The sequence below is a fragment of the uncultured Lentibacter sp. genome, from assembly GCF_937123735.1.
Taxonomy (GTDB): domain Bacteria; phylum Pseudomonadota; class Alphaproteobacteria; order Rhodobacterales; family Rhodobacteraceae; genus Lentibacter.
The window spans coordinates 16,262-43,176 of record NZ_CAKZKL010000048.1; the positions used below are offsets into that span (position 1 = coordinate 16,262).

Here is a 26,915-nt window from a genome sequence, read left to right on the forward strand (position 1 = left end):
GTGCGCATTCATTGCGCACCACCCGCCACCGCCTCTGCTAGCTCTGCCGTAGGGTGCGCATTCATTGCGCACCGCCCGTCAGCGCCGCACGCCGCGTTAAATTAATGTGTCTTAACATTTGCCCGTTCAGGCGGTGCACGCCCGGTGCACGCGTGGTGCACGCATATCACCCCCTCAATTCAGCGCTGAGCAAAAGTGTTAATCCGGCCGAACGCAGCTCTAGCGGATGCGGGAGACCACGAAACCCGCCAAGGCCTCCAGCATCTCGGTCAGCGGGTGCGCAGGCAGCGCCTTGAGCGCCGCGCGCGCCTTGGCCGCATAGGCCAAAGCGTCCTGTTGTGCGGCCTTTAACGCCCCGTGTTTGTGCAACAAATCAATGGCTTGCGCGAGGTCGCCGTCGCGCTGGTCGCCCGCCTCGATGGTGCGGCTCCAGAAGGCGCGCTCCTCCGCGTCGGCCTTGGCCACCGCTTTGATCAGGGGCAAGGTGAGCTTGCGCTCGCGGAAATCATCGCCAATATTCTTGCCCGTTGCGCCGCTAACGCCTTGATAATCCAACAGATCATCGACAATCTGGAAGGCAATCCCGAGGGCATCCCCATAGTCAAACAGCGCCTTCACCTGTGCCTCTGGCGCGCCGGCAATCACCCCGCCCACTTCAGTGGCCGCCGAGAAAAGCGCCGCCGTCTTGCCGCGCACAACCTGCAAATACACCGCTTCATCGGTGCGCAAATCCTGCGCTGCGGTGAGCTGCAACACCTCGCCCTCGGCAATCGTCGCCGAGGCGTTGGCCAGAATGTCCAACACCCGCAAATTGCCCGTTTCAACCATAAGCTGGAAGGAGCGCGAGAACAGGTAATCGCCCACCAGCACAGAGCTTTTATTGTCCCACAAGAGGTTCGCCGTGGGCCGCCCGCGCCGCTTCTCGCTTTCATCCACCACATCATCATGCAGCAACGTTGCCGTGTGGATAAACTCCACCGTCGCCGCCAGATGCACATGATAGGGGCCCGTGTAGCCGCACAGCTCGGCGGCGGCGAGTGTCAACATGGGTCGCAGGCGTTTGCCGCCCGCTTCCACCAGATGTTGTGTCACCTCCGGAATGCGCGGCGCATGTTGTGAGGCCATCCGCGCGCGGATCAGATCGTTGACGGCCTGCATCGGCCCGGCCAGATGCGCTGCCAGTCTTTCATGCGGTTTTTCAGCTGCTTGGCTCACGCGCTTCAGGCTCCTGTTCCCGGTCTCGACATTTGCAGCCGAATGGTCATATTCATGTTATGAAACACCTTCTGAGCTCGAACAATTTGGCGGATATCGCCTTTGCCCAAGCGCTGCTTCAGGGCGAGGGTATAGCGGTGTTTGAAATGGACGTAAATATGAGCGTGTTGGAAGGCGGCATTGGCGCTTTCCCTCGGCGCCTGATGGTGCGCACCGCCGATTATGAGGCCGCCGCGCGCTGTTTGCGTGACAACGGGCTGGAGCCTTATGAACACGCCTGAGCTGACCTGTGATGCCTTCCTGGGCGGGCGCTTAACCCTTTGGCAACCCAAACAGGGCTACCGTGCGGGGGTCGATCCTGTGTTGCTGGCCGCCAGCATTGCCGCATCCGCCGGGGAAAGCGTCCTTGATCTGGGCTGCGGCGCAGGGGCCGCCGCGCTTTGTCTCGGAGCCAGAATTGGGGGTCTCGATCTGCACGGGCTGGAAATTCAGCCGTTCTACGCCGCTTTGGCACGGCGCAACGCCACGGAAAATAACCTTTCGTTAACGGTTCACGACGGGGACATCGCGGCCATGCCTGCGGCTTTGACGGCGCGCCGCTTTAACCATGTGTTAACCAACCCGCCCTATTTCGATCGAGACACTGGCTCCAAAGCGCAAGATCCGGGGCGCGAAAACGCCATGGGCGGGGCCTCGCTGCCCCTCTGGCTTCAGGCCGCCGCGCGCCGGCTTGCGCCCAAAGGCCACCTCACGCTCATCTGCCGGGCCGAGCGCGTGCCCGAGCTTTTGGCGGCATTGCCCGGGTATGTGGGCTCGCCCGAGCTTTGGCCCATTCTGCCGCGGGCAGGGCAGCCCTCGCAGCTTGTGTTGTTGCGCGCCCGCCACAGCGGAAGAGCCGCCTTTCGGCTTCATGCGGGGCTCGTGATGCACAGTGGGCTTGCACATGACCGGGACGAAGAAACCTACACACCCCGTGTCAGCGCGGTCTTGCGCGCCGCTGCTGCGCTGAAATTTGGGGAAAGTTGAGGCTATTTTCCGCTCATCTTCTCGCAACTGCGGCGTGACATATTATATTTCTTGTGCTCGACTGGGAGCGCAACATTTTGAGAGGAGATTGCAATGAGCTTGAACGCACATGTCGAAGAACTGAAGAGAAAACACCAAACTCTCTCTGACCGTGTGGAAGATCTCCAGCGTGCGCCCAGCACCTCCGATGCGGAGATTGCCGAGCTCAAGAAGCAGAAACTCAAGATCAAGGAACAGATTTCGCGCATCGAAGCCAGCGCGCCTGCCGGCTGATATTGGAGGCTGTTCGCTTTCACCACCGGGGTGCGTCTCTAGGGGTGGGCCGCGAAAGATGCCCACCAAATAAAACCTCTGATCCAACAAAAAGGCCGCGCTATTTGCGCGGCCTTTTCTTTTAATATTCTGAAATTATACGAAAAATTGGCCGCCGTTGGCAGAAATTGTGGAGCCGTTGATAAAGCCGGCATCTTCAGAGGCCAGGAAGGTGACACAGCGCGCAATCTCTTCGGGCTCGCCAAGTCTGCCTGTCGGAATTTGGCCGATGATGGATTCGCGCACCTTTTCTGGCACAGCCATAACCATCTCGGTGGCGATATAGCCAGGGCAGATCGCGTTCGCGGTGATCCCTGCGCGTGCGCCCTCTTGCGCCAGAGATTTGACGATCCCGAGATCACCCGCTTTCGTGGCGGCATAGTTGACCTGCGCGAACTGGCCCTTTTGCCCGTTGATCGAGCTGATAACAATGACGCGGCCAAACTTGCGCTCGCGCATCCCGTTCCAGAGTGGGTGGACGGTGTTGAAAACGCCGGTCAGATTGGTGTCGACAACCTCATGCCATTGCTGCGGTGTCATCTTGTGAAACGGTGCGTCGCGGGTGATGCCGGCATTTGCAACCACAATGTCGATCGGGCCCAACTCGGCCTCGACCTTTGCAATGCCTGCGGCGGAGGCCTCATAGTCGGCAACATTCCATTTATAGGTGCTGATGCCGGTTTGCGCGCTGAATTGCGCTGCGGCATCGTCATTGCCAGCATAGGTTGCGGCCACAGAGTAGCCTTCGGCTTTGAGTGCTTTTGAGATCGCCGCGCCAATCCCGCGCGAGCCCCCTGTGACAAGTGCTGTTCGTGCCATGATGTCCTCCTAATTGCATCAGTGGGTAATCCTGTTACCTGTGGGGTATATTTTAAGCAACATTATTGCGCAAGCAAAATGCTGCAATTGCATAAAAAAACGGGGCGCCCTACAAGAGGGGCCCCGCCAATTCTAGCGATGCTGCGCTGGTTACGGGCGTTCGACACAGAGCGCCACGCCCATTCCGCCGCCAATGCAGAGTGTTGCGAGGCCTTTTTTGGCATCCCGCCGCTGCATTTCGAACAACAGAGTGTTGAGAACGCGGCAGCCGGACGCGCCAATCGGATGGCCGATTGCAATGGCCCCTCCGTTGACGTTCACAATCTCGGGGTCCCAGCCCATCTCTTTGTTAACGGCGCAGGCCTGAGCGGCGAAGGCTTCGTTGGCCTCAACAAGGTCAAGGTCGCTCGCGCTCCAGCCGGCTTTGTCCAACGCCTTGCGGCTGGCATAGACAGGACCGACGCCCATAATCTTCGGGTCAAGGCCCACTGTTGCGTAAGAAGCGATCCGTGCCAGTGGCGTGATCCCACGCTTCTCGGCATTGTCAGCGCTCATCAGCAGCACACCCGCAGCGCCGTCGTTGAGCCCTGAGGCGTTTGCTGCCGTCACAGAACCGTCTTTGGTGAAGGCAGGACGCAGCTTCTGCATCGCCTCCATTGTTGCGCCGTGGCGGATATATTCGTCGGAGTCCACAAGGATGTCGCCCTTGCGGGTCTTGATGGTGAAGGCGACGATTTCATCTGCAAATTTGCCAGCCTTTTGGGCGGCTTCGGCCTTGTTTTGGGAGCTGACAGCAAAAGCGTCTTGCTGGTCGCGGCTGATTTGCCATTTTTCGGCAACGTTTTCTGCCGTTTGCCCCATATGATACCCATTGAAAGCATCCCAGAGGCCGTCCCGGATCATGCTGTCAATGTAGCTGACATCGCCCATTTTTGTTCCGGCGCGCAGATGTGCGACATGCGGGCTCAGCGACATGTTTTCCTGGCCGCCAGCGGCGACGATATCCGCATCTCCGAGCTGGATGTGTTGGGCCCCAAGGGCCACCGCACGCAAACCGGACCCGCACACCTGGTTGATGCTCCAGGCGGCACTTTCGATTGGTAGTCCGGCGTTGACATGCGCCTGGCGGGCCGGGTTTTGGCCTTGTCCGGCGGTCAGAACTTGGCCGAGGATGGTTTCGGATACCTCGCTCTTGTCGATCCCGGCGCGCGCCACGATGGCTTCGAGGACGGCTGTTCCCAGATCATGCGCGGGCGTGTTGGCAAAAGCACCGGTGAAAGAGCCCACTGCTGTGCGAGCAGCAGAGGCGATTACGACGTTGGTCATGAGCATTCCTTTCCCAAATTTTGCTTTGCCACTGTGCTGGGCAAAGCTGTTGGGGCAACAGATACCTCATTTGCTGCGGTGCGACAACAGAGCAGCTTGGGCGAAGCGACGCAGGGTCAAGCACGCCGTTCCGTTTGGTCCCCTCGGTCCCAGACCGGGCGGATTGTGGGCGGGGCAAAGTAATAGCCTTGCAGACAATCTATCCCCATTTTCGATAGAAAATCAGCATCTTCGCGGGTTTCGACAAACTCGGCAACCGTGAGCATGTCAAACTGCTGTGCAATAGCTTGAAGGGCGCTTGTCAGAACCTGATTGTCATGGTTTTCACTGATTCCGCGGATGAATTGGCCATCGATTTTGAGAATGTCAAAATAGAAGTCCCTCAAGTAGCGAAACGATGTGAAGCCAGCGCCGAAATCGTCCAAAGCAAAGCTGATCCCCTTGGATTGTAGCTCGCTCATGAAGCTGATGACGAGCTCAGGGACTGTCATGGCGGATGATTCGGTGATCTCGAGAATCAACCTCTCCCCGATATTGGCGTTGCGTTGAAGGCCTTGGCGCAGCGTGCGCATCCAGCGCGGATAGCCGATAGAACGCGCTGACATATTGACCGACAGGCGCAGCTGGGGTTGGCGCGCGAGGGTGCGAAGGCTTTTCTCCAGTGCGATGCAATCCATGATGCGGCCCAGCTCTGTGGCCTCTATTTCGGTGATGAAATCCTTTGCAGGAATGATGCGCCCGGTCTCGTCGGTCAGCCGTAAGAGCGCTTCATAAAAGGCAACTTTGCCAGTGTTTTGCGCTTGCACAATGGGTTGGTAGGCCAGCAACACCTGCTTGCTGCGCAGGGCGGTTTCGACCATTTTCATCACCGATTTGTCGCGGGCGGCGACAGCATATCCAAGCGGATTGGCCTCTTCGGGAGCTTGGCCCCTCAGGGGGCGGGGGGTATTGTGCATCATATCCATTCCGGGTGTGGCTGCATGTCGTTGGAGCTTTGCGCGGTATTTGCTAATAAGCGTTTAAGTGGAAAACTTATTTAGAAGTGTTCGGGGGGCGTCCCTCAGGGAGAGGTCAATGCAACGATGTGGCTGGCATGGGGATGATCCGCTCTATATCCGTTATCACGACGAAGAGTGGGGCGTGCCGGAGTATGACAGCCGGGCGCTTTGGGAGAAGCTGGTTCTGGATGGCTTTCAAGCCGGTTTGAGCTGGATCACAATTTTGCGAAAGCGCGATAATTTTCGCAAAGCTTTTCAGGGCTTTAACCCTGATTTGATCGCTCTTTGGGGGGAGGAAGATGTGCAGCGCTTGTTGGCGGATTCAGGCATCATTCGTCACCGTGGCAAGATCGAGGCGACCATTACAAATGCCCGAGCCTACCTTGAGATAGAGCGTTCTGAAGGCTTTTCGGCCTATTGCTGGAGCTTTGTCGGCGGCGCGCCTTTGCAGAGCCAATGGGCGCAGTTGGCACAGGTTCCGCCGCAGACGGAATTATCAATACAATTTTCAAAAGATTTGAAGAAACGTGGATTTAAATTCTGCGGGCCGACGATTGTTTATGCTTGGATGGAGGCCTGCGGCTTGGTGAATGACCATCTGACAGGCTGCTTCAGACATGCCCAGGTGAAGGGTATCGGGGGCTGAGCTTGCGTTGAAAGCCGCGTATGGCTGCCTGTATGGCACGCAGTATGGCTCGCTGTATGGACAGCCATATAGCTTTCAGCCGCGTGCGATTTCGCAAAAACGCTCGATCTGCTCTGCACCGATGGACCAGTCACAGACCAGACGACAGGGCAAAAGCGCTTCGGGGTCACCTGTTGTCATATCGCCCGCCAAGACATAGTAGCGCGCGCCGGCTGCCGCGAGGCGCTGGTGCGCGGCGCGGGGGAGGCTGGCAAAGATCATGTTGGCGTCCGTGCGGCTGGTGATCTCGGCGCCGGGGATGCTGCGCAGCCCGGCGACAAGCCGGGCACAATTGGCGTTGGCTTGGGCGGCAGAGCGCAGCCAGAGATCATCTGTCAGATAGGCGTTCATCTGGGCCGAGAGGTAGCGGTGCTTGGAGAAGAGATGCGCGCCACGCTTGCGGCGCAGCTCGAATTCCCAGGCTTTGGACGGGTCAAAGAAGATTACCGCCTCAACACCCATGCAGCCGTTCTTGGTGCCGCCGAAGGACACCACATCCACACCGGCTTTCCAGGTCATCTCGGCGGCTGTGCAGCCCAAGGCGGCCTGAGCGTTGGCAAAGCGCGCGCCGTCAAGGTGCACGCCGAGGCCGAAGGATTTGGCCACATCGGCCAACGCCTTGATCTCGGCGAGCGTGTGGACCGCGCCGCGCTCTGTCACTTGTGTGATCGAGACGGGGCCGCGCTGCGGGCCATGCACCCCACGGGTTTCTTCGGCCTCGATGGCGGCGCGCAGGGCCTCGGGCGTCATCATGTCTTCGGTCCCGACGAGGGTGAGCTTGGCCCCTGAGGAGTAGAACTCGGGCGCGTTGCATTCATCTTCGTGGATATGGGCAGTGGGCGAGCAGAACACTGTTTCGTAAGGCGCGCACATGGTGGCCAGCGCCAGCGCGTTGGCGGCTGTGCCTGTGGAGACGAGGTAGACGGCGGCTTCGGGAGCCTCGAAGATTTCGCGGATCTTGTTGCGCACCTCGTCCATAATGCTGTCGGCCCCGTAGGGCATGGCGTAGCCTTCGTTGGCGGCGGCAAGCGCGGCGAGAACTTCGGGGTGGGCAGGGCCTGCATTGTCGGAGGCAAAATACATTAAGTGGGTTCCTTTATGATATGCTCGTCCCAGTCTTCCTCGGGAATTTCAAACTCGGGCACCGTGCGGTGCTGCATGGAAACCCCCGCCGCATGCACGCTTTCGGCTGTGCCGCTGATCAGCGGGTGCCAGTCAAACAGCTTTTCGCCCTTCCAAAGCAACTTATAGGCGCAGGTTTCGGGCATCCAGTAGAGGTGGCCTTCCAGCGTGTCGGGCGTCAGGCTGATGCACTCGGGCACAAACTGGTGGCGGGTGTCATACTGGGCGCAGCGGCAGGTCGTGTCATCAAACAAGCGGCAGGCGACACGGGTGAGGGCGACCTCGCCTGTGTCTTCATCTTCCAGCTTGTTGAGACAGCATTTGCCGCAGCCGTCGCAGAGCGCTTCCCATTCTTTGGTGTTCAGCTCGGAGAGCTTTTTGCGCTCCCAGAAGCGGGGGGCGAGGCCGTCGCGCGCGATGGGGTCTTTGGCGTCTTTCATAGCGCGCTCAGGATGCGGCGGGCGTTGTCGCAGTCGGTGTGCATCTGGGCGATAAAGGCCTCAAGGCTTTCAAAGGTTTCTTCCGGGCGCAGATAGTTCACCAGCGCGACAGAGAGCGTTTCGCCGTAAAGATCGCCCTTGAAATCAAAGATATAGGTTTCAAGGTTGGGCGTGTTCTCGCCAAACATGGGCCGTGTGCCGAGCGAGGCTGCGCCAGTGTAGCGGCCTCTGTGCGGGCCTGTGAGCACATCAACCTCGACAGCGTAGACGCCGAATTTGGGCAGGTGCAGCCCGGTGAGGTGCATATTGGCGGTGGGAAAGCCGAGCTCGCGGCCACGCTTTTCGCCATGTTCCACGGGGCCTTCGAGCCTGTGCCAATGGCCAAGCATGGCGGCGGCATCGCGCGGGCGGCCCTCAGAAAGGGCTGTGCGAATGGCCGTGGAGGAGACCTGCGCCGTATCTGTGGCCACGAGCTTGGCCACTGTGACGCCAAAGCCCATGGCCGCGCCAAAGCGCTGCATGTCCTCGGCTGTGCCGGCACGGGCGCGGCCAAAGCAGAAATCCTCTCCGATCACAACATGGCTGAGGCCGAGACCTTCGTGGATCACGTCACGGGCAAAGGCTTCCGGGGAGAGGGCGGCCAGGCTTGCATCAAACGGCAGCTCATAGAGATGCGTGACGCCCAGCTTCTCCAGCCGGTGCTGGCGGGCTTCGGGGCTCATCAGGCGAAAAGCGGCAGACTTGGGTGCAAAATAGGCGCGTGGGTGGGGCTCAAATGTGAGCACACCAAGGGGCGCACCAATGGCCTTGCCGGCTTCGCGGGCAAGCTCGATGACCGACTGATGGCCACGGTGCACGCCGTCAAAATTGCCAATGGCCACGGCGGCTCCGCGCTCTTGCGGGCTCTGGGTGTTATGAGAGCGGATAATGCGCATGACGCTTGGGTAGCGCCCCGATGCAAGACGTGCAAGAGGCCAGCGCGCAGAAGGCTTTGTCGCTGAGGTCAGTCAAACTTGCCTGACGGTGCAAGCACCGTGGCCTCTCCGACGAGGACCCTCTTGCCATCCACAAGGCAGCGGGTTTCAAGCTGCACACGGCGCTTGGCCGGGTCAATGCCGATCACCTCAACTTCGGCCACCACCGTATCACCCGGGCGCACGGGGGCGAGGAACTTGAGAGACTGGCCCATATAGACCGTGCCATGGCCGGGAAGCTGCTCGCCGATCACCGCCGAAATCAACCCGGCCGTCAGCATTCCATGAGCGATACGGCCCTCAAAGATGGTGTCTTGGGCGTAGGCGTCATCAAGGTGAACGGGGTTTCTATCGGTTGAAACCTGCGCGAACATCTCGATGTCTTCATCGGTGACAGTTTTGCGCAAATGGCGCGTCATGCCCATCTCGATTTCTTCGATTGTGATGGTTCCGCGGGGCAGGTTGTCCAACATTTCGCCCTCCTTGGCGCAAAGATAAGTAACAATCGAGCCATTTTGAGCTTCGAATTGAAACTTTATTACTTCGCAAGTGCAGAAAAATCAAGACCGAAAATTGACACCGCGCGGCTTTGCCCAGGGTGGCTTAACGCAGGCGTCCGATGGCAAAACTGGGTGTGACCTGGGCTTGCGACAGGACGTCTGCCAAGGCTTCGGGCTCGGGTTGATCTGTTGTGCGGGTCTCTTTGGCGGCCAGCCCACCGGTGATGAAGAGCGAATCGATCTCTTCGCCCTGTGCGCCTTGGATGTCGGTGTGCAGCCCGTCGCCGATGGCGAGGATGCGGCTTCTGTCGGCTTTGCTCCCGAGCAGGGCAAGGCGCCGCAATGCGAGGTCGTAGATCGGCGGGTGGGGCTTTCCGAAATAGAGGCTTTCACCGCCCATCTGCGTATAAAGCTGCGCCAGCGCCCCGGCGCACCACTCACGGATTTCACCGCGATCGACCACAATATCGGGATTGGCGCAGAGCAGTTTAAGCCCTTTCTGCTTGGCATAGAGAAAATCCGCACGGTTGACAGAAGGATCGGCCATGGGATCAAAAGGACCACAGCAAACAATGCCGTCAGCCTCCGCCAGTGGCACCCGCCTGATTTGCGCAGGGGTGGAAATTATGTCGAGCGGGTCAAAAAAGCCCGCATCCCGCGCCCATTCTCCCATGAAGTAGACTTTTTCGCCAACCACCCCTCGAAACAGGGCTGCGCGGGCCGAATCGCCCGAGCTGGCAATGCTGTCATAGGCGTTGGCAGGCACACCGAACTGGCCAAGCTGCGCGGCCACACCTTCGCGGGGCTTTGGCGAATTGGTGACCAGCACGACTTTGCCACCGCCGCTGCGGTAAGCCTGCAATGCGGCCACGGCCTCGGGATAGGCTTGAATGCCGTCATGCACGCAGCCCCAAAGATCGACAAAAAGCGCGTCATACTGTGCGGAAATTTCGCTGAGGGCGGTGATAATGCGGGTCATGCTGGCTCCTGTATTGGGCCCGTTATGGCAGGCCACATCGCTGTTTGGAAGGGCTGTTGCGCCGCCGTTTATGCCATCGGGGCGCCGCGGCGCTTGGGCAAAGCCCATGGTTGTGATGCGGGCCGCAGAGGGCCCAAGTGCGCGCAGCGCTCTGTGCAGCCGTTTCCGCCTCCGGCGGGAGTATTTGAACCAAGAAAAAGCGCATGACGGCGTCTAGGCGAACAGCCAGAGGCTCAACTTTTCTGGAGAATGATAGGGGCCAGCAGCGCAGCCCAAGTTGCATAGGCGGGCCCGGCCGGGTGAAACCCGTCTTCTGCCATCATATCCGGCGTGAAGGGGAGTGCGAGCGGGATATGGGTGCGCCGGCTGTTTTGGGCGCACAGCCCGTTGAGGGCCGCATCAAGCGCTGCCGCGTCCTGGCCAAGCACCCAGCGCAGGGGCTGGGGCAGCAACGGGAATTGCGCCATGGGGGGCAAGCCCGAGCAAAAAATATGCCTGACGCCGAATTTGTCTTGCAAGGTTTGGTGCAGGGCAAGTTGCTGCGCGCGCCAGCGTTTGGGCGACGTGAGCGCGGTAACGTCATTGACGCCCAGCACCACAAGCGCCGCGTCATAGCGCTGGGCGGGCAGGCGACATAGCAGACGGTGGCTGCTCTTGGTTGTTGCGCCGGTTCGGGCGTGCAGCTGCCATGTGACTTCGCGATGGCTGGCGAGGCGCTTGACGAGCTGCCCGGCAAGAGCCTCTTTCTGATGCGCAACGCCGACGCCTGCCGCAGAGCTATCGCCCAGAATCACCAGGCGCAGTGGCGGCCCCTTGCCGTCAACACCTGTGCGCGGACCTTGCGCCTCGGGCAGTTTCAGCGCGTTTCGGCGCACGCGCAGGGCTTGACCCAGCAACAAGGGCGCGAGCGCATATTTGGCAAGCCTGTGGGCCATGTGATCGCGCTCCTGAGACAAAGGCGGCCCTGCGTGTTTTGATGTATCGCAAGGCGCGCCTGAAGGTGCTTGGGACGGCTTAGAGCGTGAGGTTGGGGATGATCTGCTTTTTGCGGCTCATCACCCCGGGCAGCACAACCGTATCGCCGGTAACGCTCGCCCCAAAGCTTTTTTCCGCCAGAGTTTTGACCAGATCGTTTGGCACCAGCAAAGTTGCCTCTTCATTGAGAATATCGACAATAAACAACAGAACCTGGTCGAGGCTGTCTTCAGCGGCGACCGTATCCATGGCTGCCATGAGGGCAGATTTGCGGGCGAGAATGGGCGCAGGTGCGGTTGTTTCGAGCACCCCGACCCGGAACTTGGTGCCACCCACTTCATATTCCTTGCTGTCCATGCGCAGCAATTCGGCCTCGCTGAACGCGGAAACATCAGATTTGGCCGCGAACATTTCGGCGGCATAGTCTGCGACATCCAGCCCGAGCTCGGCGGCGAGGCGCTCGGCCACGGCTTTGTCATGGGGCGTGGTGGTGGGCGAGCGGAATTCCAGCGTATCAGAGAGGATACAGGTGAGTGCGGCCCCTTTGATGGCGTCAGGCATCTTGTCAGCATCAGCGCCCATCAGGTCGATCATGATGGTGGCCGTGCAGGCCAGCGGGCGGATGGTGATGTCGATCGGCCCTTTTGTTTCCAGCCCACCGACAAGCTTGTGGTGGTCGATGATGGCTTGCACATCGGCGTCGTTGATATTGGCGGGCAGCTCGGCGGGGTTGTTTGTATCCACGATCACGCAGGGCTGGCCTGCGTCCAGGTCGTTGATAATGCGCGGTTTGGGCAGATCCCATTTTTCCAACATGAAGGCGGCTTCGGTATTTGGCTCGCCCGTGAGCACGGCCTCGGCGGGCTGGCCTTTGACTTCGTTGAGATACCAGGCCCAGAGAATGGGCGAGCCTGTGCTGTCGGTATCGGGGGACTTGTGACCCAGAACTAGAGTTTTCATGGTGACTGCTCCTAGAAAAATGACGCTGATTTGGGGGGTCTTATAGGGCTATGTTCTGGCCTTGTCACGAGGGGCTGCGCGGGGCAAATTGACCGCATGTCAAAGATCAAGGAAACCGCGCTTTACCCGCCCGTGAAGGCTTATCTGCAAGCCCTTGGATATGAGGTCAAGGGCGAGGTGGGGGCGGCGGATGTTGTGGCTTGCCGTGGGCAAGAACCGCCGCTGATTGTGGAGTTGAAGCTGGGGTTTTCGCTGCAGTTGTTTCATCAGGCGGTGGCCCGCCAGCGAGTGACGGACAGTGTATATGTGGCGGTGCCGCGCTGGACGGGGCGGGCAGGCTGGAAGGCTTTCAAGGCCAATGTGGGCCTTTGCAAGCGGCTGGCACTTGGGGTTTTGTCGGTTGATGTTCACAGTGGCTCGGTGCAGGCACACAGCGATCCTGCGGTGTTTCAGCCGCGCAAGATGGCCGCAAAAAAGGCGGCCCTCATGCGCGAGTTTGCAGCGCGCGACGGGGATCCGAACCTGGGTGGCATGAGCCGGGAGACCATCGTGACGGCCTATCGGCAGGCCGCCGAGAAATGCGCCCAGCATTTGGCTGCGCATGGCCCCTGCCGTGGGCGGGATGTGAAAGAGGCCACCGGGGTTGCCCGCGCCACCGAGATGATGCGGGCCAATCACTATGGTTGGTTTGAGAGAGAAGGGGGCGGTGTTTATGCGCTGAGCGCTGCTGGCAGGGCAGCGCTGGGCCGGTCGGCGGGGTGAGCGCCTGATCTTGCGCTTGTGATTCCGGCTGACATGGGTAAAGTTAAAGGCGTAGATTTTTTGGAGCTGCCCCAATGACCAGTAAGTTGTTTTCCCGTTTTGCCTTGGGCCTTGCCCTGTTGACCAGCCTCTCGGCGTGCAGCCTTGGGAAGAACCCCGAAGAAGTTCTTGTTAAGGTTGAGATGACGGAGGCCTCTTTTCTGAACTTGTATGGCGCATCCGAGACCAACTGTGTCGATGTTGCAGGCAATGCCTGCGAGTGATCTGCGCAGGGCTCCTGCGATGGGCTAGGCAAGCTTTCTGACAAACTCTGAAACGAGCTGGACAATCTCGGGCGCGAGGCGCGGGGTGATGATATGGCCCATACCCTCCACGGGGTGATAGACGCTGTTAGGGATGTGGGCGGCGAGTTCGGCGCCGTGCTCTGGCGGGATGAGGCTGTCTTGCAGGCCATGGATGACGCAGCAGGGCAGGTGCAGATTTTGAAGGGCGGCGCGCCGGTCTGGGGCGTTGAGCGTGGCGATCAGCTGGCGGTTGAGTCCCGCGGCTTGCGGGCCGCCACGCTTGTAGGCCGCTTGGGCCTGCGCACGGATATAGGTGTCGTCTGCGGGGTAACCCGGGCTGCCCCAGACCCCGTATTCTGCGATCAGGGCCGTTTGTGCGGCCTCCAAAGAGGCGGGCTCCCGGGCGAGGAGCTTGGGCAACAGCTCGGCGATGGCACCGCGCTCCAGCAGGGGGCGGCAGGTGGTCATCACAAGAGTTGCGCTCAGCAGGCGCTCAGGGTGGTTGAGCGCCAAGATCTGGGCAATGGCGCCGCCCATCGAAATACCGAAAATATGGGCTGACTCGAGCTCAAGGTGATCCATCAACCCGATTACATCTTCGGCCATGTCCGTCAGGCTGTAGGCGGCCGGGATCTCGCGCCCTGCACGGGCCAGCGCCAGGATGTCATCGGCCTCTGAGGGGGTGTTGGCCTCATCAAGGCGCGCGGAAAGCCCCACGTCCCGGTTGTCAAAGACGATGGTGCGAAAGCCTTGCGCCACAAAGCCGTGGATCAGCTCATCGGGCCAGTGGACAAGCTGGGTGCCCAACCCGCGGATGAGGATCATGGCGGGGGCTGTCTTGGCGCCGTGATCTTCCAGGGTGAGGGTGATGCCGTTGACCTTGATTTGCATGGGGTATCCTTGGCTGTGGTGAGCGGCCCGGGGGGCGCCGCAAAAGGCTAGGCGCTCACCGCAGGCGGGGCAAGCCTCGCGCGCAAGCCGGGCGCGTTTTGCACAGAAATATTTTTCGCAACGGGTTGCTTGACTCAGGGCGGAAGCGCTCTTAGCTATGCGCTGCTGGCACTCGCATGTTGTGAGTGCTAATAGGCAAAACCCCAAACGGGTTTGAATAGAAACTCAAGCGTAAGGAGCCTCGAGAGATGGCATTTACACCGCTTCATGACCGCGTAGTCGTTCGTCGCGTAGAAGGCGAAGAGAAAACTGCTGGCGGCCTGATCATTCCCGAAAGCGCAAAAGAAAAGCCCGCCGAGGGCGAAGTTGTTTCCGTTGGTGCAGGCGCACGCGACGAAGCTGGCAACCGCGTTGCGATGGACGTGAAAGCTGGCGACCGTGTGATGTTCGGCAAATGGTCCGGCACGGAAGTGACAATCAACGGCGAAGAGCTCTTGATCATGAAAGAATCCGACATCATGGGCATCCTCGCCTAACTGTCCCCCTGAAATTCAAAGAAATTAGGAGCAAACTATGTCAGCTAAAGACGTAAAGTTTGGAACCGACGCCCGCAACCGGATGCTCAAAGGTGTGAACATCCTGGCCGATGCGGTGAAGGTTACACTTGGCCCCAAAGGCCGCAACGTGGTGTTGGACAAATCGTTCGGCGCACCACGCATCACAAAAGACGGCGTTTCTGTGGCCAAAGAGATCGAGCTTGAAGACAAGTTCGAGAACATGGGCGCGCAGATGGTTAAAGAAGTGGCCTCACGCACCAATGACGAAGCCGGCGACGGCACAACAACTGCGACAGTTCTGGCGCAGGCCATCGTCAAAGAAGGCATGAAATCAGTGGCCGCGGGCATGAACCCCATGGACCTGAAGCGCGGCATCGACCTTGCCACAGGCAAAGTTGTAGAGGCGATCAAAGCCGCAGCACGCGACGTATCGGGCACAGATGAAGTGGCCCAAGTTGGCACGATCTCAGCCAACGGCGAGCGCGAAATTGGCCAGCAAATCGCAGATGCGATGCAAAAAGTTGGCAACGAAGGCGTGATCACCGTTGAAGAAAACAAAGGTCTGGAAACAGAGACCGTTGTTGTGGAAGGGATGCAGTTCGACCGCGGTTACCTGTCACCTTACTTTGTGACAAACCCTGACAAGATGGTTGCGGAACTCGAGGACTGCCTCATTCTTCTCCACGAGAAAAAGCTCTCTTCACTGCAAGCCATGGTGCCCCTGCTTGAGCAGGTGATCCAGTCACAAAAGCCTCTGCTGATCATCGCAGAAGACGTGGAAGGCGAAGCGCTGGCGACACTTGTTGTCAACAAGCTGCGCGGCGGCCTGAAAATCGCGGCTGTGAAAGCACCTGGCTTCGGCGACCGCCGCAAAGCCATGCTGCAAGACATCGCGATCCTCACGGGTGGTCAGGTGATCTCCGAGGATCTCGGCATGAAGCTTGAGTCTGTCACAATGGACATGCTCGGCACCGCCAAGAAAATCTCCATCACCAAAGACGAAACAACCATCGTTGATGGCGCTGGCGAGAAAGCCGAAATCGAAGCGCGCGTGGCTCAGATCCGCACGCAAATCGAAGAAACAACGTCTGATTACGACCGTGAGAAGCTGCAAGAGCGTGTTGCCAAACTCGCAGGCGGTGTGGCTGTTATCCGCGTTGGCGGCATGACAGAAGTGGAAGTGAAAGAGCGCAAAGACCGTGTTGATGACGCTCTGAACGCGACACGCGCCGCTGTTCAGGAAGGTATTGTCGTGGGGGGTGGTGTTGCCCTCGTTCAAGCCGCCAAGACGCTTGAAGGCCTCACAGGCGACAACAATGACCAGAACGTGGGTATCTCGATTGTTCGCAAGGCCATCGAAGCGCCCCTGCGCCAGATCGCTGAGAACGCCGGTGTTGACGGAGCGGTTGTTGCGGGCAAGATCCGTGAAAGCAGCGACTTGAAGTTCGGCTTCAACGCACAGACCGAAGAATATGGCGACATGTTCAAATTCGGCGTGATTGACCCTGCCAAAGTGGTGCGCACAGCGCTGCAAGATGCGGCGTCTGTGGCTGGCCTGTTGATCACAACAGAAGCCATGGTTGCGGATCTGCCGTCAAAAGACGGTGCGCCAGCCGGTGGCGGTATGCCCGACATGGGCGGCATGGGCGGCATGATGTAAGACGTATTCGCAAAGCGAATACTCTTTGGCATAGCCAAGAAGGGGCGTTCTGAAAGGAGCGCCCCTTTTTTTGATGTTTTTTTGCGCAACAATTCGTTTATCCTGCGAGCATGGATACAGGCTCTGCGCTCTTCCCGTCTTTCACCCGTCCGATGAAGCCTGACGAGATCGGCCAAGTCGATGCGCTTCTGGCGCAGGCTTTTGGCGGCGGCGAAGAGGTTGCACTTGTGGCAAAGCTGCGCAAGAGCAGGGCCATGGCTGGGGAAATGGTTTTGCCTTTGGGGCGCGAGGTGATCGGCTATTATGCGCTGTCACAGATGGTTGCGCCCAAGGGATGGGTGTGTCTTGCGCCTGTGGCGGTGGCGCCGCAGTGGCAGCGCAAGAAACATGGCAAACGGATGATCGCACAGCTTGTGGCCTGGGCGGGGCAAACGCGCCAGCCTGTGGTTGTGTTGGGGCAGCCCGAATTCTACGAGCGGGCGGGGTTTGTGCGTGCCGATGCCTCAAGGCTCAGCGGGCCATATCCGATGGAAAACACGCTTCTCGCGGGCATAGCAGAAACGCCAGAGGCGCGGCTTGTTTATCCCCAGGCCTTTGCTGGCCTTTAGAGGATGCGACTGTTTTTCCTTGTGGCGCTCACGATGCTGGCCTTTGCGGCCAATTCTGTGCTCAACCGCCTCGCACTTGTGGATGGCGCGGCGGGACCGGCAGCTTTTGCAGCATTGCGGCTCGTTTCAGGCGCTGTGGTGCTGGCGGCGCTGGTGGCTGCGCGGGGCGCTATGCGCTGGCGGCCCGAAAGTGCCGCAGGGCCGCTTTCGCTGCTCGCCTATGTGCTTGGGTTTTCCTTTGCCTATGTCAGCCTTGATGCAGGCATTGGCGCACTTATCCTCTTTGGGGGCGTGCAGGTGACCATGTTTGTGGGCGCGCTTTTGCGCCAAGAGGCCGTGCCACCGCTGCGCTGGGCCGGGGCTGCGCTGGCCTTTGGTGGGCTTGTCTATTTGATGTGGCCCAGCGGTGCGGCGGCTGTGCCTCTGGGTGGCGCGAGCTTGATGTTGTTGGCTGCTTTGGGCTGGGGCATCTACTCGCTCCTTGGCGCGGGCGCGGCGGACCCGCTCGCCACCACGGCGCGTAACTTTGTCTGGGCCGTGCCGCTTGGCGTTTTGCCCGCGCTTTTTGTCTGGGACGGGATGAGCGGCGCAGGAGCGCTGCTGGCCATCAGTTCGGGGGCTGTCACGTCGGGGCTGGGCTATGCGCTCTGGTATCGCGTTTTGCCCGCGCTGCCTGCGACTGTGGCGGCGGTGGCGCAGCTCACCGTGCCTGTGCTGGCGCTTTTGGGCGGGATGGTTTTTCTGGGCGAGGCGGCAAGCTGGCGCTTTGCTGTGGCGGCGGCCATGGTTTTGGGCGGTGTGGCGCTCTCGCTTTACCGCAAAAGCGGCTCCAGCGCGTCATAGCCTATGCCCTCGCCCCAAGCGATCTCTGGCAAGCTGTCGGGCTTGTAGCGGATGCTCGCAAGCGCGTCTCGGCTGAAAAACTGCCGCTTGGTGACGATGTTCTCAGGGTCTTGCCAGCTGTCTGTGAGACGGCCTGAAACAACCGTGCAGCGAAAATAGAGATCGACCTGATGAAAGCCACGCTCGGGGGCGTGAAACTCGTTGATCAGGCAAGGCGCCCCCACGGCGATGCGCAGGCCCGTCTCCTCATAGACCTCGCGCGCGAGATTGTCGGGCAGGCTCTGGTGTGGATCGGCTCCGCCACCGGGCGCGCACCAGAGGTCGGATACCGCTTCGGGAAAGGCATTGACCATGAGCAGCCGGTTGTCCTGCATGATGATGGCCCGCGTTGCAAGGCGGATGGGGCGATGTGTCATGGTGGGGTCCTTTGCCTCTTTCACAGGGCAGGCATTAGCATTATCTCTGAGCCATGCGCTATGCTCTGGCCCTTACTTTCTGTTTGCTTGCGTCGGTTTTGCGGGCCGATTGCGTTGTTCTGCTCCACGGTTTGGCGCGCAGCGAGGCGTCGCTCTTGCTGCTTGATGAAATTCTGGAGGAACAGGGCTATGAAGTTATCCGGCCCAGCTACCCTTCAACTGAGGCCACTGTGGGCGCGTTGGCGACGGCGGTGTTGCCCGCAGCCACCAAAGCCTGTGGAGCACAGCGGGTGCATTATGTGACCCACTCCATGGGGGGTATTTTGCTGCGTTACTGGCTTGCGGGGCTGAAACCAGCGAACCTCGGCCGTGTGGTGATGTTGGCACCGCCCAACCAGGGCTCGGAGGTGGTTGACCAATTCGGTGATTGGGAGGTCTTTGGCTGGCTCAACGGCCCCGCGGGCCGCCAGCTTGGCACCGGTCCTGAGGGGGTTGCGGCCCATCTGCCAGATGTGGATTTCGAATTGGGGGTAATTGCGGGCAACCGTTCGCTCAGCCCGGTGTTTTCCGTGCTGCTGAAGGGGGCGGATGACGGCAAGGTTTCGGTCGCCTCAACACGCGTGCGCGGCATGGCGGATCATATCGTTCTGCCTGTCACCCACACCTTTCTGATGAACAACCCGCTCGTGGTTGCACAGGTGCTGCATTTCTTGCAAACGGGGGCTTTCAACCACGAATTGACCATGTTTGACACGGTCATGGGCAAAGGACATGTGCAAAATGAGTGAGCTTGCCGTGCAGCTAACAGGGGCCGCTGTCTTGCGCCCGCAGGGGGTGGACCATGCGCCGCTGTCCTTTGCCAACGGGGTTATCTGCGCCGCAGGGGGGCGCTGTGTTGACCTGTCGGGTTATCTTGTCTTGCCGGGTCTGGTCGATATTCATGGCGATGGTTTTGAGCGCCATGTGGCGGTGCGCCGGGGCGCGATGAAAGATATGGGTGCAGGCCTGCGGGCCGCAGAAGCCGAGCTGGCTGCCAATGGCATCACCACAGCGGTCATGGCGCAGTTTTTCAGCTGGGAGGGCGGGCTGCGCGGGCCTGAGTTTGCGGCGCAGTTTCTGGAGGCTTTGGAGCGCGTGCAGGCCGACACTGTAACCGATTTGCGCGCGCAGCTCAGGTTTGAGACCCATATGCTGGACGATTATGCCGCCTTTGAGGCGCTGGTTGCCAAGCATGCTGTGCGCTATGTGGTGTTCAACGACCATGTGCCGCACGAGCGGCTCGCCAAAGGGCTTGTGCCACGCCGGCTGAATGGCATGGCGCTCAAGAGCCGCCGCAGCCCGGAGACGCTCCACAAGCTGGTGCAAAAGATGCACGATGCGCGCGACCAAGTGCCCGAAGCCGTGCGCGCTTTGGCTGCGCGGCTGGCTGCGGCGGGCGTGCAGCTGGGCAGCCATGACGATCGCAGCCGCTCGGATTGTGCCTTCTGGCAGCAGGCGGGGGCGACGCTTTCGGAGTTTCCAGAAACGCTGGAGGCCGGCGAAGCGGCGGCAGAGCTGGGGACGGGGGTGATCCTTGGCGCGCCGAATGTGGTGCGCGGCGGAAGCCACAACGGCAATGTCAGCGCGGTCGATCTTATCGCCATGGGCCATTGCGACGCTCTGGCCTCGGATTATCATTACCCCTCGCTGCGCAAAGCCGCCTTCTTCTTGCAGGATGCAGGGCTATGTGACTTGGCGCGGGCCTGGAGCTTGGTCTCAGATGGCCCGGCCCGGCTATTGGGCTTGAGCGACAGGGGCCGTCTGGAGACTGGCCAGCGGGCGGACCTTATCATTGTAGATGCGAAAACCCGCCAGATCGGTGCAACGATCGCAGCTGGGCGGGTGAGCCATATGGCGGGCGAGGTGGCCGCGCGCTTTATTCAAAGTGGCAGCTGACGCGCCCCCAAGGGCCGAAATCGGCTTCAATATCTGTGCCTGGCGGGCACTCGAGCGGGCGGATGAAGGAGCCTGACAGGATGATTTGCCCCGGGGCGATCTCTTGTCCGTAACGCTCCATGCGCGCGGCCAGCCAGATGATGCCCTCCAGCGGATCGTTTAACACCCCTGCGCCAAGACCCGTCTCTTCGACCTGCCCATTGGCGCTGGCGATGGCTCCGATCCAACGCAGATCTGTGGCAGGATCAAAACGGCCCTCACCCAGTATGACACCCGCGTTCGCGGCATTGTCTGAAATGGTGTCATATATCTTGCGAGGTTGGCCTGTGGCTGGATCTGCGCGCAAGATTCGGGTGTCCAGGATCTCGATGGCCGGGGCCACATAATCGGTTGCGGCCATCACCGTGGCGCGGTCAACACGGCCCTTGAGCGGGGCTTTCATGACAAAGGCAATCTCGGCCTCCACACGCGGCGCAATGAAGCGGCCCTTGGGGATATGCGCGCCGTTTGCAAAGGCCATATCGTTGAGCAGCACGCCGCTGTCAGGGATGTCGATGCCCAGCGCCATTTGCATGGCGCGTGACGTGAGGCCGATTTTCCAGCCGATGGTATGGCGGCCTGCGGCAAGCTTTTGCGCCACGAGCGCAGCCTGAATGGCGTAGGCATCATCCATGGTGATCTCGGGATAGGCAACCGAGAGCAGGCCCATTTGGGTGCCTGTGCGCTCGGCCTCATAGAGCGCGCGGGCGGCGGCTTGGATGTCTGCGGGTGTCATTCGTCCCTCACGGTGTTTCTGAGTTCGCCAATGCCTTCGGCGGTGACGGTGACCTCGTCTCCGGGCTTGAGAAACCGGGGCGGATCAAACCGCGCGCCTGCCCCCGTGGGCGTGCCTGTGATGATGATGTCGCCGGGCATGAGGGTTGTGAATGTGGAGATATAGGCAATCTGTTGGCGGATTGGAAAGAGCATGTTTGCGGTGCGGTCGTCTTGTCTGACTTCGCCGTTCACATGGGTTGTCAGGCGGATGTCCTCAAGCTGGCCGGCATCTGTAAAGGGAACAAGCCATGGCCCCATGGCCCCCGAGCGCTCCCAGTTTTTTCCTTGGGTGACATTGAACTTCGCATGACGTACCCAATCGCGCAAAGTTCCTTCATTACAGAGTGTTATGGCGCTAACATGATGTAATGCATCAACCTCAGGAATCCGTCGTCCTGCCTTGCCGATCACCACGGCGATTTCGCCTTCATAGTCGAGCTGGTGAGTTTCCGGCGGGCGTATGAGGGGCTGGCCGTGGCCTGTAAAGCTGCGTGCAAAGCGGATGAAAAGCGACATGTTTTCAGGCGCTTTCTGGCCATCTTTATACTCATCATTCCGGTTGGGGAAATTGACCCCCACACAGATGATCTTCTCCGGATGTGGCAGCGGGCTCTCATAAGTGAACCGCCCCGCCACATGGCTGGCCGTGCGGGTCTCTGCCGCTTTGGCAAGCAGACCAAGCGCCCCCGCCGCCGCCGCATCTGACAATGTGGCGAACTGCGGGAACGCGCCTGTGAGGTCGATAAACCCGCCGCTCTCATCGATTGCGCCGAAGAGGGCTTTGTTGTCTGCCGTGACACTTGCCAGCTTCATATGTGATCCTGTCCTGTCTTGGTTACCAAAATCATAACGCCCCGCTCAGGGCGCGATGATGGGTTGCGCTTTCAGATCGCTTTCGCGGGATTCGGCCCCCTCAAAGGCGCTGCCCTGTTCAAACCACGAGCGCGGTGCGGGCGCGCCCCAGAGGGTCTGGCGCTGAGGGTCTTTGAGGTCCCATTTGATCGGCTCCAGATCTGGGTCGCAGGTCTGGTAATCGGAGCAATATATCTCGATGCGGTGGCCGTCCGGATCGCGCACATAGAGAAAGAAGGCGTTGGAGATGCCGTGCCGCCCCGGGCCACGCTCGATATTGCTGACCCAGCCTGTGGTGCTCATCAGGTCGAGCAGGTCAATGATCGCCAGGGGCGTGGGCACCCAGAAGGCGGAGTGGTGCAGGCGCGGGCCTGTGCCGTTGGTGAAAGCCACGTCATGCACGCCGCCCTTGCGGTGCATCCAGGCCGCCCAGACGCGGCCGCTCTCGGCATCTTCGGTGTATTCCGTCGTGCGAAAGCCCATCTCGGTGTAAAAGGCCACGGAGGCGTCGACATCGGATGAGAACATGTTGAAGTGATCTATCCGCAAGGGGCGCACGCCGTGGTAGCGCGTATACTCCTGATGGATCGGCGTAAGGCGCTCCATGCGCACATAAAACTCCAAGGGGATGCCCCAAGGATCACGGGTTCTGAGCGTCTTTCCCATATGCGGGCGCTCGACCCATTCGGTGGGCAGGCCCTTGGCTTTGAACCAGTTTTCCGCTTTCTCAAGGTCGGGTTCATCGTAAAGCTTGAAACCCAAAACGCCGACATCGGCAGTGTCGGATTTAACCAGCACAATGCAGTGATGGCCACGCTCCTCGAGCGCGCGCAGGTAGATGCGCTCACGGTCTTCATGGGTGACTTGCAGGCCGAGCGTGTCGACATAAAAGGCGCGCGATCTGGCCAGATTGGTCACGCGGTATTCAACGTGGGAGAGCCGCACAATGTTGAAATCGGGGTAGAGGTTCGGGGCGGGAACGGGCATGGGAGTTCTCCAGACTGAACAGGGGCTTATGCGCCGAGGCGCGGGATTTTATGCGCACCGAGCGCGAAGCCGATGTGCTTTTGTTCCATATAAAACTCAAAGCTCCAGTCGCCGCCATCGCGGCCAATGCCTGAGGCTTTGACGCCGCCAAAGGGCGTGGGCAAATGGCGGACGTTCTCGGAATTGACCCAGATCATGCCGGCCTCCAGCGCGCCTGTAAAGCGCATGGCGCGGGTGATATCCTGCGTCCAGACATAGGCTGTGAGGCCGTAGTCTGTGCCGTTGGCCACTTCGAGCGCTTCCTCTTCGCTCTCGAATGTGAGGGTGGTCAAAACGGGGCCGAATATCTCCTCTTGGGCGATGCGCATATCCGGCGTGGCGTTTGTGAAAAGGGTGGGCTGGACGTAGTGGCCCTTGCCCTGCGGGGCCTTGCCGCCCGCAGCGATTGTGGCGCCGTCTTTCTGGGCAATTTGAAAGTAGGAGCAGACCTTGTCGAAGTGTTCCTTGTGAATGAGGGGGCCAATTTCTGTATTTGGATCAAGGGGATGACCCACCTTGATGTTGTTGACCCGTGCCACGAGTCTGTCGATAAATGCGCCCGCGATGGACCTGTGCAGCAGCAGGCGCGAGGAGGATGTGCAGCGCTCGCCGTTGAGGGAGTAGATCATGAAGATGGCGGCGTCGAGGGCGCGCTCCAGATCAGCATCGTCAAAAACAATGACGGGATTCTTACCGCCCAGCTCGAAGTGCACGCGCTTGAGCGATTCGGCGCCCTGGCGCATGATCATCGAGCCGGTTTTGCTTTCTCCGACAAAGGCGATGGCGCGGATCAGCTTGTGCTCGGTGAGCGCCTTTCCGGCCTCCTCGCCAAAGCCGTTCACAAGGTTCCACACGCCCTCGGGCAGGCCTGCCTCATGGGCGATTTCGGCAAGGATGCGCGCGGTGATGGGGCTGAACTCGGCCGGTTTGTGCACCACGGTGCAGCCTGCGGCCAGCGCGGGCGCGATTTTCCATGTGGAGAGCATGAAGGGCGTGTTCCACGGCGTGATCACCCCGACAGGGCCGAGGGGCACGCGGGTTGTCACATTCATCAAGGTGGGCGAGGGCAGCGACTGGCCGTCTCGCGCGGCGGGCGCGCGGTCGGCAAAGAAGCGGAAATTCTCGGCCCCGCGCAGCGCGGCCTTCTGCATGAAGCGCAGCGGCTGGCCTGTATCGAGGCACTCGGCAAAGGCGATCTCCTCGGCGCGCGCCTCAATCGCATCGGCGATTTTATGTAGTATTTTCTTGCGCTTGGCGGCGGGCATGTCGCGCCAGGCGGGGAAGGCGTCATGGGCTGCGCGGGCCGCGGCGTCAATATCCTCCGCACCTGATTGGGCCACGGTGCAGAGGAAGTCTTCATCGACGGGAGAGTGGTTTTCAAAGCTTGCGCCTGCGAGCGCGGGCTGGCTTTGGCCGGCGATGAGGTTTTGCACACCGCCCTCTTTGAAGCGGGCGAGATAGGCGTTTGCCTTGGCGATATTGGCGGTGAGATCACTCATGTCAGCTGTCTTTCTGCAAATGGGCGCGGATGGAGCCGGCCTTTGGGCTGAGGCGCGCGTCGATGTCGCGCATTTCCATGGACAGCGCGATGGAGTGGGTGACCATGCTCGGTGCAAGAAAACCCTCCAAAGCCTTGAAAATATGGGCTGTTGCGGCTTCCTTGGCGGCTTGTGGGCGGCCCTCGCGCAGGCGGATTAAGAGATCAAGGAAGGCGTGCTGCGGATTGCCATCGGCGAGGCTCACATGATCGGCGCGAAAGGCGCGGATGCGGATGCCGGCGGTGGGAAAGAGACCCGTTTCAATGGCCGCAGAGCGCAGCACCTCAAGGAGGGCGGGCATGTCGATATGCGCTTCGAGATTGGCGGAATATTCGATGGAAAAATGCGGCATGGTGGCTGGGGCCTCCTCTCTTGTTAACATGTTAATTAGAGGCGGGGTGCTGTGTCAAGTCTTAAGAGAAAGCGCAGAGAGCGCGCGCCCATCTTAACGGGGCAGCGTGCGCTGTGATTCGGGGGGGGTGCTTTGCGTGCACCGGGCGTGCACCATGCGTGCACCGCCAAAACGGCGGTTTTGTTAAGACAAAATTAGGTAATGCGGCGTGCGCAGGCGCGTTGAGGTGCGCCGTGAAGGCGCATGCAGGCGCGTTGAGGTGCGCAGTGAATGCGCACCCTACGGTTATGTGCGGATGCCGGAGAAGCGGGCGGCCCAGTCTTCGCGCTCTTCATCGCTGATCTTGGTGAAGAGATTGTCGGGCACAGAAAATCCATGGCCCGCCTCAAGGCTGGCGAGCGCCTCGGCGACATCTTCGGGCCAGCGTGTGTCGAGCGTGTTCATCGCGGTGAAGAGCTTGGCGGCGGTTGTGGGGATGAAGGGGGCCGAGAGCACCGCGTAGAGGCGGATGAGGTTGAGCGCGAGGCGGATTTGCGCGGCGGCGCGGTCAGGGTCTTGTTTGAAGACGCTCCAAGGCGCGGCTTCTTGCAGGTATTCGTTGCCTGCCGCCCAGATGGCGCGCAGCTCGGCAGCGGATTTGCGCACCTCCATCGCGTCCATATGCTGCTCATAGGCGCGGATGCGCGTGGTGAGCTCGGCGATCAGCGCCTCCTCGTCTGGCCCATACGTGCCAGCCTCGGGGACGGTTTCGCCAAATTTGGAGCGGCAGAATTTGGTGACGCGGCTCACGAAATTGCCCAGAACATCGGAGAGGTCTTTGTTGACGGCGGCCTGGAAGTTTTCCCAGGTGAATTCGGCATCCGAGCTTTCGGGCGCGTGGCTGAGAAGCCACCAGCGCCAGACATCGGCTGGTAGGATTTCCAGCGCCTGATCCATGAAGACGCCACGGCCGCGCGATGTGGAGAACTGGCCGCCTTCATAGTTGAGGTAGTTGAAGGATTTTATGTAATCCACGAGCTTCCACGGCTCGCCCGAGCCAAGGAGTGTTGCGGGGAAAGAGAGCGTGTGAAACGGCACGTTGTCCTTGCCCATGAACTGGGTGTAGCGCACATCGGAGGCGCCTTTGTCGGTGCGCCACCAGCGCGCCCAATCGCGGCCCGTGGCGGCATCGGCCCATTCCTGCGCGCAGGCGATATATTCGATGGGGGCATCAAACCAGACGTAAAAAACCTTGCCTTCCATGCCGGGCCAGTCCTCGGCTCCACGCTTCACCGGGATGCCCCAGTCAAGGTCGCGGGTGATGCCGCGGTCTTGCAGACCGTCGCCGTCATTGAGCCATTTGTTGGCGATGGAGGTTGTCAGCACGGGCCAGTCTGTTTTGGAGTTGATCCATGTTTGCAGCTCGCCGCGCATGTTGGATTGCTTGAGGTAGAGGTGTTTGGTTGCGCGCTCTTCCAGATCGGTCGCGCCTGAGACGGAGGAGCGCGGATTAATCAGATCGGTCGGGTCGAGCTGCTTTGTGCAGTTGTCGCATTGATCGCCGCGCGCGTCTTCAAAGCCGCAGTTGGGGCAGGTGCCTTCGATGTAACGGTCCGGCAGGAAGCGGCCATCGGCCTTGGAATAGATCTGCGTTTCGCTGACCTCTTTGATGAGGCCCTTGTCGGCCAGAACGCCGGCGAAATGCTGCGTGAGCGCGTGGTTTTGCGGGGATGAAGAGCGCCCGAAGTGATCAAAGCTGAGGCCGAAGCCCTCGGCGATGCGCGCCTGCACCGCGTGCATTTCGGCGCAATACTCGGCCACCGGCTTGCCGGCCTTGGCGGCGGCCAGCTCGGCGGGGGTGCCATGCTCATCGGTGGCGCAGAGGAAGAGCACCTCATGGCCGCGCGCGCGCTGGAAGCGGGCGAAGAGATCGGCGGGAAGTTGGGAGCCGACAAGGTTTCCCAGGTGTTTGATCCCGTTGATATAGGGGATTGCCGAGGTGATGAGGTGACGTGCCATCTGGTGAGCCTTTTTATGCGCTTTGGGCGGTGTTTAGCCCAATGGT

Annotated in this window: 31 protein-coding genes; 12 read left to right on the forward strand and 19 right to left on the reverse strand. The window is 60.3% G+C overall.

The features are described 5' to 3' along the window. Positions 1 to 219 precede the first annotated feature (219 nt). A complete protein-coding gene (locus Q0478_RS13525) occupies positions 220 to 1,158 on the reverse strand; it encodes a polyprenyl synthetase family protein (protein WP_298680248.1) in 939 nt (312 codons plus the stop codon). 116 nt (positions 1,159 to 1,274) lie between these two features. Here Q0478_RS13525 and Q0478_RS13530 point away from each other — a divergent pair, with 116 nt between their 5' ends. The 3 genes from Q0478_RS13530 (at position 1,275) to Q0478_RS13540 (ending at position 2,514) form a co-directional block, all read left to right on the forward strand. Continuing rightward, a complete protein-coding gene (locus Q0478_RS13530; RefSeq protein WP_298680138.1) occupies positions 1,275 to 1,496 on the forward strand; it encodes a DUF2007 domain-containing protein in 222 nt (73 codons plus the stop codon). Then, the gene (locus Q0478_RS13535) at positions 1,483 to 2,241 is read left to right on the forward strand and encodes a methyltransferase (RefSeq protein ID WP_298680140.1); all 759 of its coding nucleotides are present in this window, start codon (positions 1,483 to 1,485) and stop codon (positions 2,239 to 2,241) included. Before Q0478_RS13530 ends, Q0478_RS13535 begins: the two co-directional genes overlap by 14 nt. A 93-nt stretch (positions 2,242 to 2,334) precedes the next feature. Then, positions 2,335 to 2,514: a YdcH family protein gene (locus Q0478_RS13540; protein ID WP_298680142.1), complete on the forward strand. Its 180-nt coding sequence runs from the start codon at positions 2,335 to 2,337 to the stop codon at positions 2,512 to 2,514. A 135-nt stretch (positions 2,515 to 2,649) separates the two neighbouring features. Here the strand turns inward: Q0478_RS13540 and phbB are convergent, their stop codons facing one another. The 3 genes from phbB to Q0478_RS13555 all read right to left on the reverse strand — a co-directional run bounded on the left by phbB (position 2,650) and on the right by Q0478_RS13555 (position 5,654). Continuing rightward, a complete protein-coding gene (gene phbB / locus Q0478_RS13545; protein WP_298680144.1) occupies positions 2,650 to 3,372 on the reverse strand; it encodes an acetoacetyl-CoA reductase in 723 nt (240 codons plus the stop codon). Between the two features lie 150 nt (positions 3,373 to 3,522). Beyond that, positions 3,523 to 4,698 (reverse strand): acetyl-CoA C-acetyltransferase, encoded by a 1,176-nt coding sequence (locus Q0478_RS13550; protein ID WP_298680146.1) that lies wholly within the window; start codon positions 4,696 to 4,698, stop codon positions 3,523 to 3,525. Positions 4,699 to 4,814: 116 nt separating this feature from the next. Continuing rightward, positions 4,815 to 5,654, reverse strand: a complete 840-nt coding sequence (locus Q0478_RS13555) for an EAL domain-containing protein (protein WP_298680148.1) — start codon at positions 5,652 to 5,654, stop codon at positions 4,815 to 4,817. Between the two features lie 118 nt (positions 5,655 to 5,772). Between Q0478_RS13555 and Q0478_RS13560 the strand changes: the two genes are divergently transcribed. Beyond that, positions 5,773 to 6,342 carry a DNA-3-methyladenine glycosylase I gene (locus Q0478_RS13560; protein WP_298680150.1) on the forward strand — a complete coding sequence of 190 codons (570 nt, stop codon included), beginning with the start codon at positions 5,773 to 5,775 and terminating at the stop codon, positions 6,340 to 6,342. Between the two features lie 75 nt (positions 6,343 to 6,417). On the opposite strand, the gene Q0478_RS13565 is transcribed toward Q0478_RS13560, so the two are convergent. From Q0478_RS13565 to Q0478_RS13595, 7 genes are all read right to left on the reverse strand, one after another. Further along, positions 6,418 to 7,464: a low specificity L-threonine aldolase gene (locus tag Q0478_RS13565; RefSeq protein ID WP_298680152.1), complete on the reverse strand. Its 1,047-nt coding sequence runs from the start codon at positions 7,462 to 7,464 to the stop codon at positions 6,418 to 6,420. After that, positions 7,464 to 7,943, reverse strand: coding sequence for a YcgN family cysteine cluster protein (locus Q0478_RS13570; protein ID WP_298680155.1), 480 nt, complete (start codon positions 7,941 to 7,943; stop codon positions 7,464 to 7,466). The genes Q0478_RS13565 and Q0478_RS13570 overlap by 1 nt, the downstream gene beginning before the upstream one ends. Further along, positions 7,940 to 8,878 (reverse strand): bifunctional riboflavin kinase/FAD synthetase, encoded by a 939-nt coding sequence (locus tag Q0478_RS13575; protein WP_298680157.1) that lies wholly within the window; start codon positions 8,876 to 8,878, stop codon positions 7,940 to 7,942. The genes Q0478_RS13570 and Q0478_RS13575 overlap by 4 nt, the downstream gene beginning before the upstream one ends. A gap of 68 nt (positions 8,879 to 8,946) precedes the next feature. Then, entirely contained in the window at positions 8,947 to 9,390 is a 444-nt protein-coding gene (locus Q0478_RS13580) for a MaoC family dehydratase (RefSeq protein ID WP_298680159.1), read from the reverse strand. Between the two features lie 130 nt (positions 9,391 to 9,520). Next, positions 9,521 to 10,396: an HAD family hydrolase gene (locus Q0478_RS13585; protein WP_298680161.1), complete on the reverse strand. Its 876-nt coding sequence runs from the start codon at positions 10,394 to 10,396 to the stop codon at positions 9,521 to 9,523. A gap of 233 nt (positions 10,397 to 10,629) precedes the next feature. Beyond that, positions 10,630 to 11,331, reverse strand: a complete 702-nt coding sequence (locus Q0478_RS13590; RefSeq protein WP_298680163.1) for an SGNH/GDSL hydrolase family protein — start codon at positions 11,329 to 11,331, stop codon at positions 10,630 to 10,632. 79 nt (positions 11,332 to 11,410) lie between these two features. Further along, positions 11,411 to 12,331 carry a manganese-dependent inorganic pyrophosphatase gene (locus tag Q0478_RS13595; protein ID WP_298680165.1) on the reverse strand — a complete coding sequence of 307 codons (921 nt, stop codon included), beginning with the start codon at positions 12,329 to 12,331 and terminating at the stop codon, positions 11,411 to 11,413. 96 nt (positions 12,332 to 12,427) lie between these two features. Here Q0478_RS13595 and Q0478_RS13600 point away from each other — a divergent pair, with 96 nt between their 5' ends. After that, positions 12,428 to 13,093, forward strand: coding sequence for a DUF2161 domain-containing phosphodiesterase (locus tag Q0478_RS13600; RefSeq protein WP_298680168.1), 666 nt, complete (start codon positions 12,428 to 12,430; stop codon positions 13,091 to 13,093). Positions 13,094 to 13,167: 74 nt separating this feature from the next. After that, positions 13,168 to 13,356 carry a hypothetical protein gene (locus Q0478_RS13605; protein WP_298680170.1) on the forward strand — a complete coding sequence of 63 codons (189 nt, stop codon included), beginning with the start codon at positions 13,168 to 13,170 and terminating at the stop codon, positions 13,354 to 13,356. 24 nt (positions 13,357 to 13,380) lie between these two features. Here the strand turns inward: Q0478_RS13605 and Q0478_RS13610 are convergent, their stop codons facing one another. Further along, on the reverse strand, positions 13,381 to 14,268 hold the full coding sequence (locus tag Q0478_RS13610) for an alpha/beta fold hydrolase (protein WP_298680172.1): 888 nt from the start codon (positions 14,266 to 14,268) through the stop codon (positions 13,381 to 13,383). 248 nt (positions 14,269 to 14,516) lie between these two features. Here Q0478_RS13610 and Q0478_RS13615 point away from each other — a divergent pair, with 248 nt between their 5' ends. The 4 genes from Q0478_RS13615 to Q0478_RS13630 all read left to right on the forward strand — a co-directional run bounded on the left by Q0478_RS13615 (position 14,517) and on the right by Q0478_RS13630 (position 17,936). Beyond that, on the forward strand, positions 14,517 to 14,804 hold the full coding sequence (locus Q0478_RS13615) for a co-chaperone GroES (RefSeq protein WP_298680175.1): 288 nt from the start codon (positions 14,517 to 14,519) through the stop codon (positions 14,802 to 14,804). A 37-nt stretch (positions 14,805 to 14,841) separates the two neighbouring features. Continuing rightward, positions 14,842 to 16,485 carry a chaperonin GroEL gene (groL, locus tag Q0478_RS13620; RefSeq protein WP_298680176.1) on the forward strand — a complete coding sequence of 548 codons (1,644 nt, stop codon included), beginning with the start codon at positions 14,842 to 14,844 and terminating at the stop codon, positions 16,483 to 16,485. A gap of 110 nt (positions 16,486 to 16,595) precedes the next feature. After that, a complete protein-coding gene (locus Q0478_RS13625) occupies positions 16,596 to 17,093 on the forward strand; it encodes a GNAT family N-acetyltransferase (protein WP_298680177.1) in 498 nt (165 codons plus the stop codon). Positions 17,094 to 17,096: 3 nt separating this feature from the next. Beyond that, positions 17,097 to 17,936, forward strand: a complete 840-nt coding sequence (locus tag Q0478_RS13630) for a DMT family transporter (RefSeq protein ID WP_298680178.1) — start codon at positions 17,097 to 17,099, stop codon at positions 17,934 to 17,936. Here Q0478_RS13630 and Q0478_RS13635 read toward each other — a convergent pair. After that, the gene (locus tag Q0478_RS13635) at positions 17,906 to 18,352 is read right to left on the reverse strand and encodes an NUDIX domain-containing protein (protein WP_298680180.1); all 447 of its coding nucleotides are present in this window, start codon (positions 18,350 to 18,352) and stop codon (positions 17,906 to 17,908) included. The genes Q0478_RS13630 and Q0478_RS13635 overlap by 31 nt on opposite strands. Positions 18,353 to 18,405: 53 nt before the next feature. On the opposite strand from Q0478_RS13635, the gene Q0478_RS13640 reads away from it, so the two are divergent. Continuing rightward, positions 18,406 to 19,140: an alpha/beta hydrolase gene (locus Q0478_RS13640; RefSeq protein ID WP_298680182.1), complete on the forward strand. Its 735-nt coding sequence runs from the start codon at positions 18,406 to 18,408 to the stop codon at positions 19,138 to 19,140. Further along, positions 19,133 to 20,287, forward strand: coding sequence for an alpha-D-ribose 1-methylphosphonate 5-triphosphate diphosphatase (locus tag Q0478_RS13645; RefSeq protein WP_298680185.1), 1,155 nt, complete (start codon positions 19,133 to 19,135; stop codon positions 20,285 to 20,287). Before Q0478_RS13640 ends, Q0478_RS13645 begins: the two co-directional genes overlap by 8 nt. Here the strand turns inward: Q0478_RS13645 and hpaH are convergent. The 6 genes from hpaH to metG all read right to left on the reverse strand — a co-directional run bounded on the left by hpaH (position 20,268) and on the right by metG (position 26,869). After that, positions 20,268 to 21,062 (reverse strand): 2-oxo-hept-4-ene-1,7-dioate hydratase, encoded by a 795-nt coding sequence (gene hpaH / locus Q0478_RS13650; RefSeq protein WP_298680188.1) that lies wholly within the window; start codon positions 21,060 to 21,062, stop codon positions 20,268 to 20,270. The genes Q0478_RS13645 and hpaH overlap by 20 nt on opposite strands. Next, entirely contained in the window at positions 21,059 to 21,916 is an 858-nt protein-coding gene (locus Q0478_RS13655) for a fumarylacetoacetate hydrolase family protein (RefSeq protein ID WP_298680190.1), read from the reverse strand. The genes hpaH and Q0478_RS13655 overlap by 4 nt, the downstream gene beginning before the upstream one ends. A gap of 45 nt (positions 21,917 to 21,961) precedes the next feature. Beyond that, on the reverse strand, positions 21,962 to 22,942 hold the full coding sequence (hpaD, locus tag Q0478_RS13660; RefSeq protein ID WP_298680192.1) for a 3,4-dihydroxyphenylacetate 2,3-dioxygenase: 981 nt from the start codon (positions 22,940 to 22,942) through the stop codon (positions 21,962 to 21,964). Positions 22,943 to 22,968: 26 nt separating this feature from the next. Beyond that, positions 22,969 to 24,480: a 5-carboxymethyl-2-hydroxymuconate semialdehyde dehydrogenase gene (gene hpaE, locus Q0478_RS13665; RefSeq protein WP_298680194.1), complete on the reverse strand. Its 1,512-nt coding sequence runs from the start codon at positions 24,478 to 24,480 to the stop codon at positions 22,969 to 22,971. 1 nt (position 24,481) lies between these two features. Then, positions 24,482 to 24,871, reverse strand: a complete 390-nt coding sequence (locus Q0478_RS13670; protein WP_298680196.1) for a 5-carboxymethyl-2-hydroxymuconate isomerase — start codon at positions 24,869 to 24,871, stop codon at positions 24,482 to 24,484. 285 nt (positions 24,872 to 25,156) lie between these two features. Next, positions 25,157 to 26,869, reverse strand: coding sequence for a methionine--tRNA ligase (metG, locus tag Q0478_RS13675; protein ID WP_298680198.1), 1,713 nt, complete (start codon positions 26,867 to 26,869; stop codon positions 25,157 to 25,159). Positions 26,870 to 26,915: the final 46 nt, after the last annotated feature.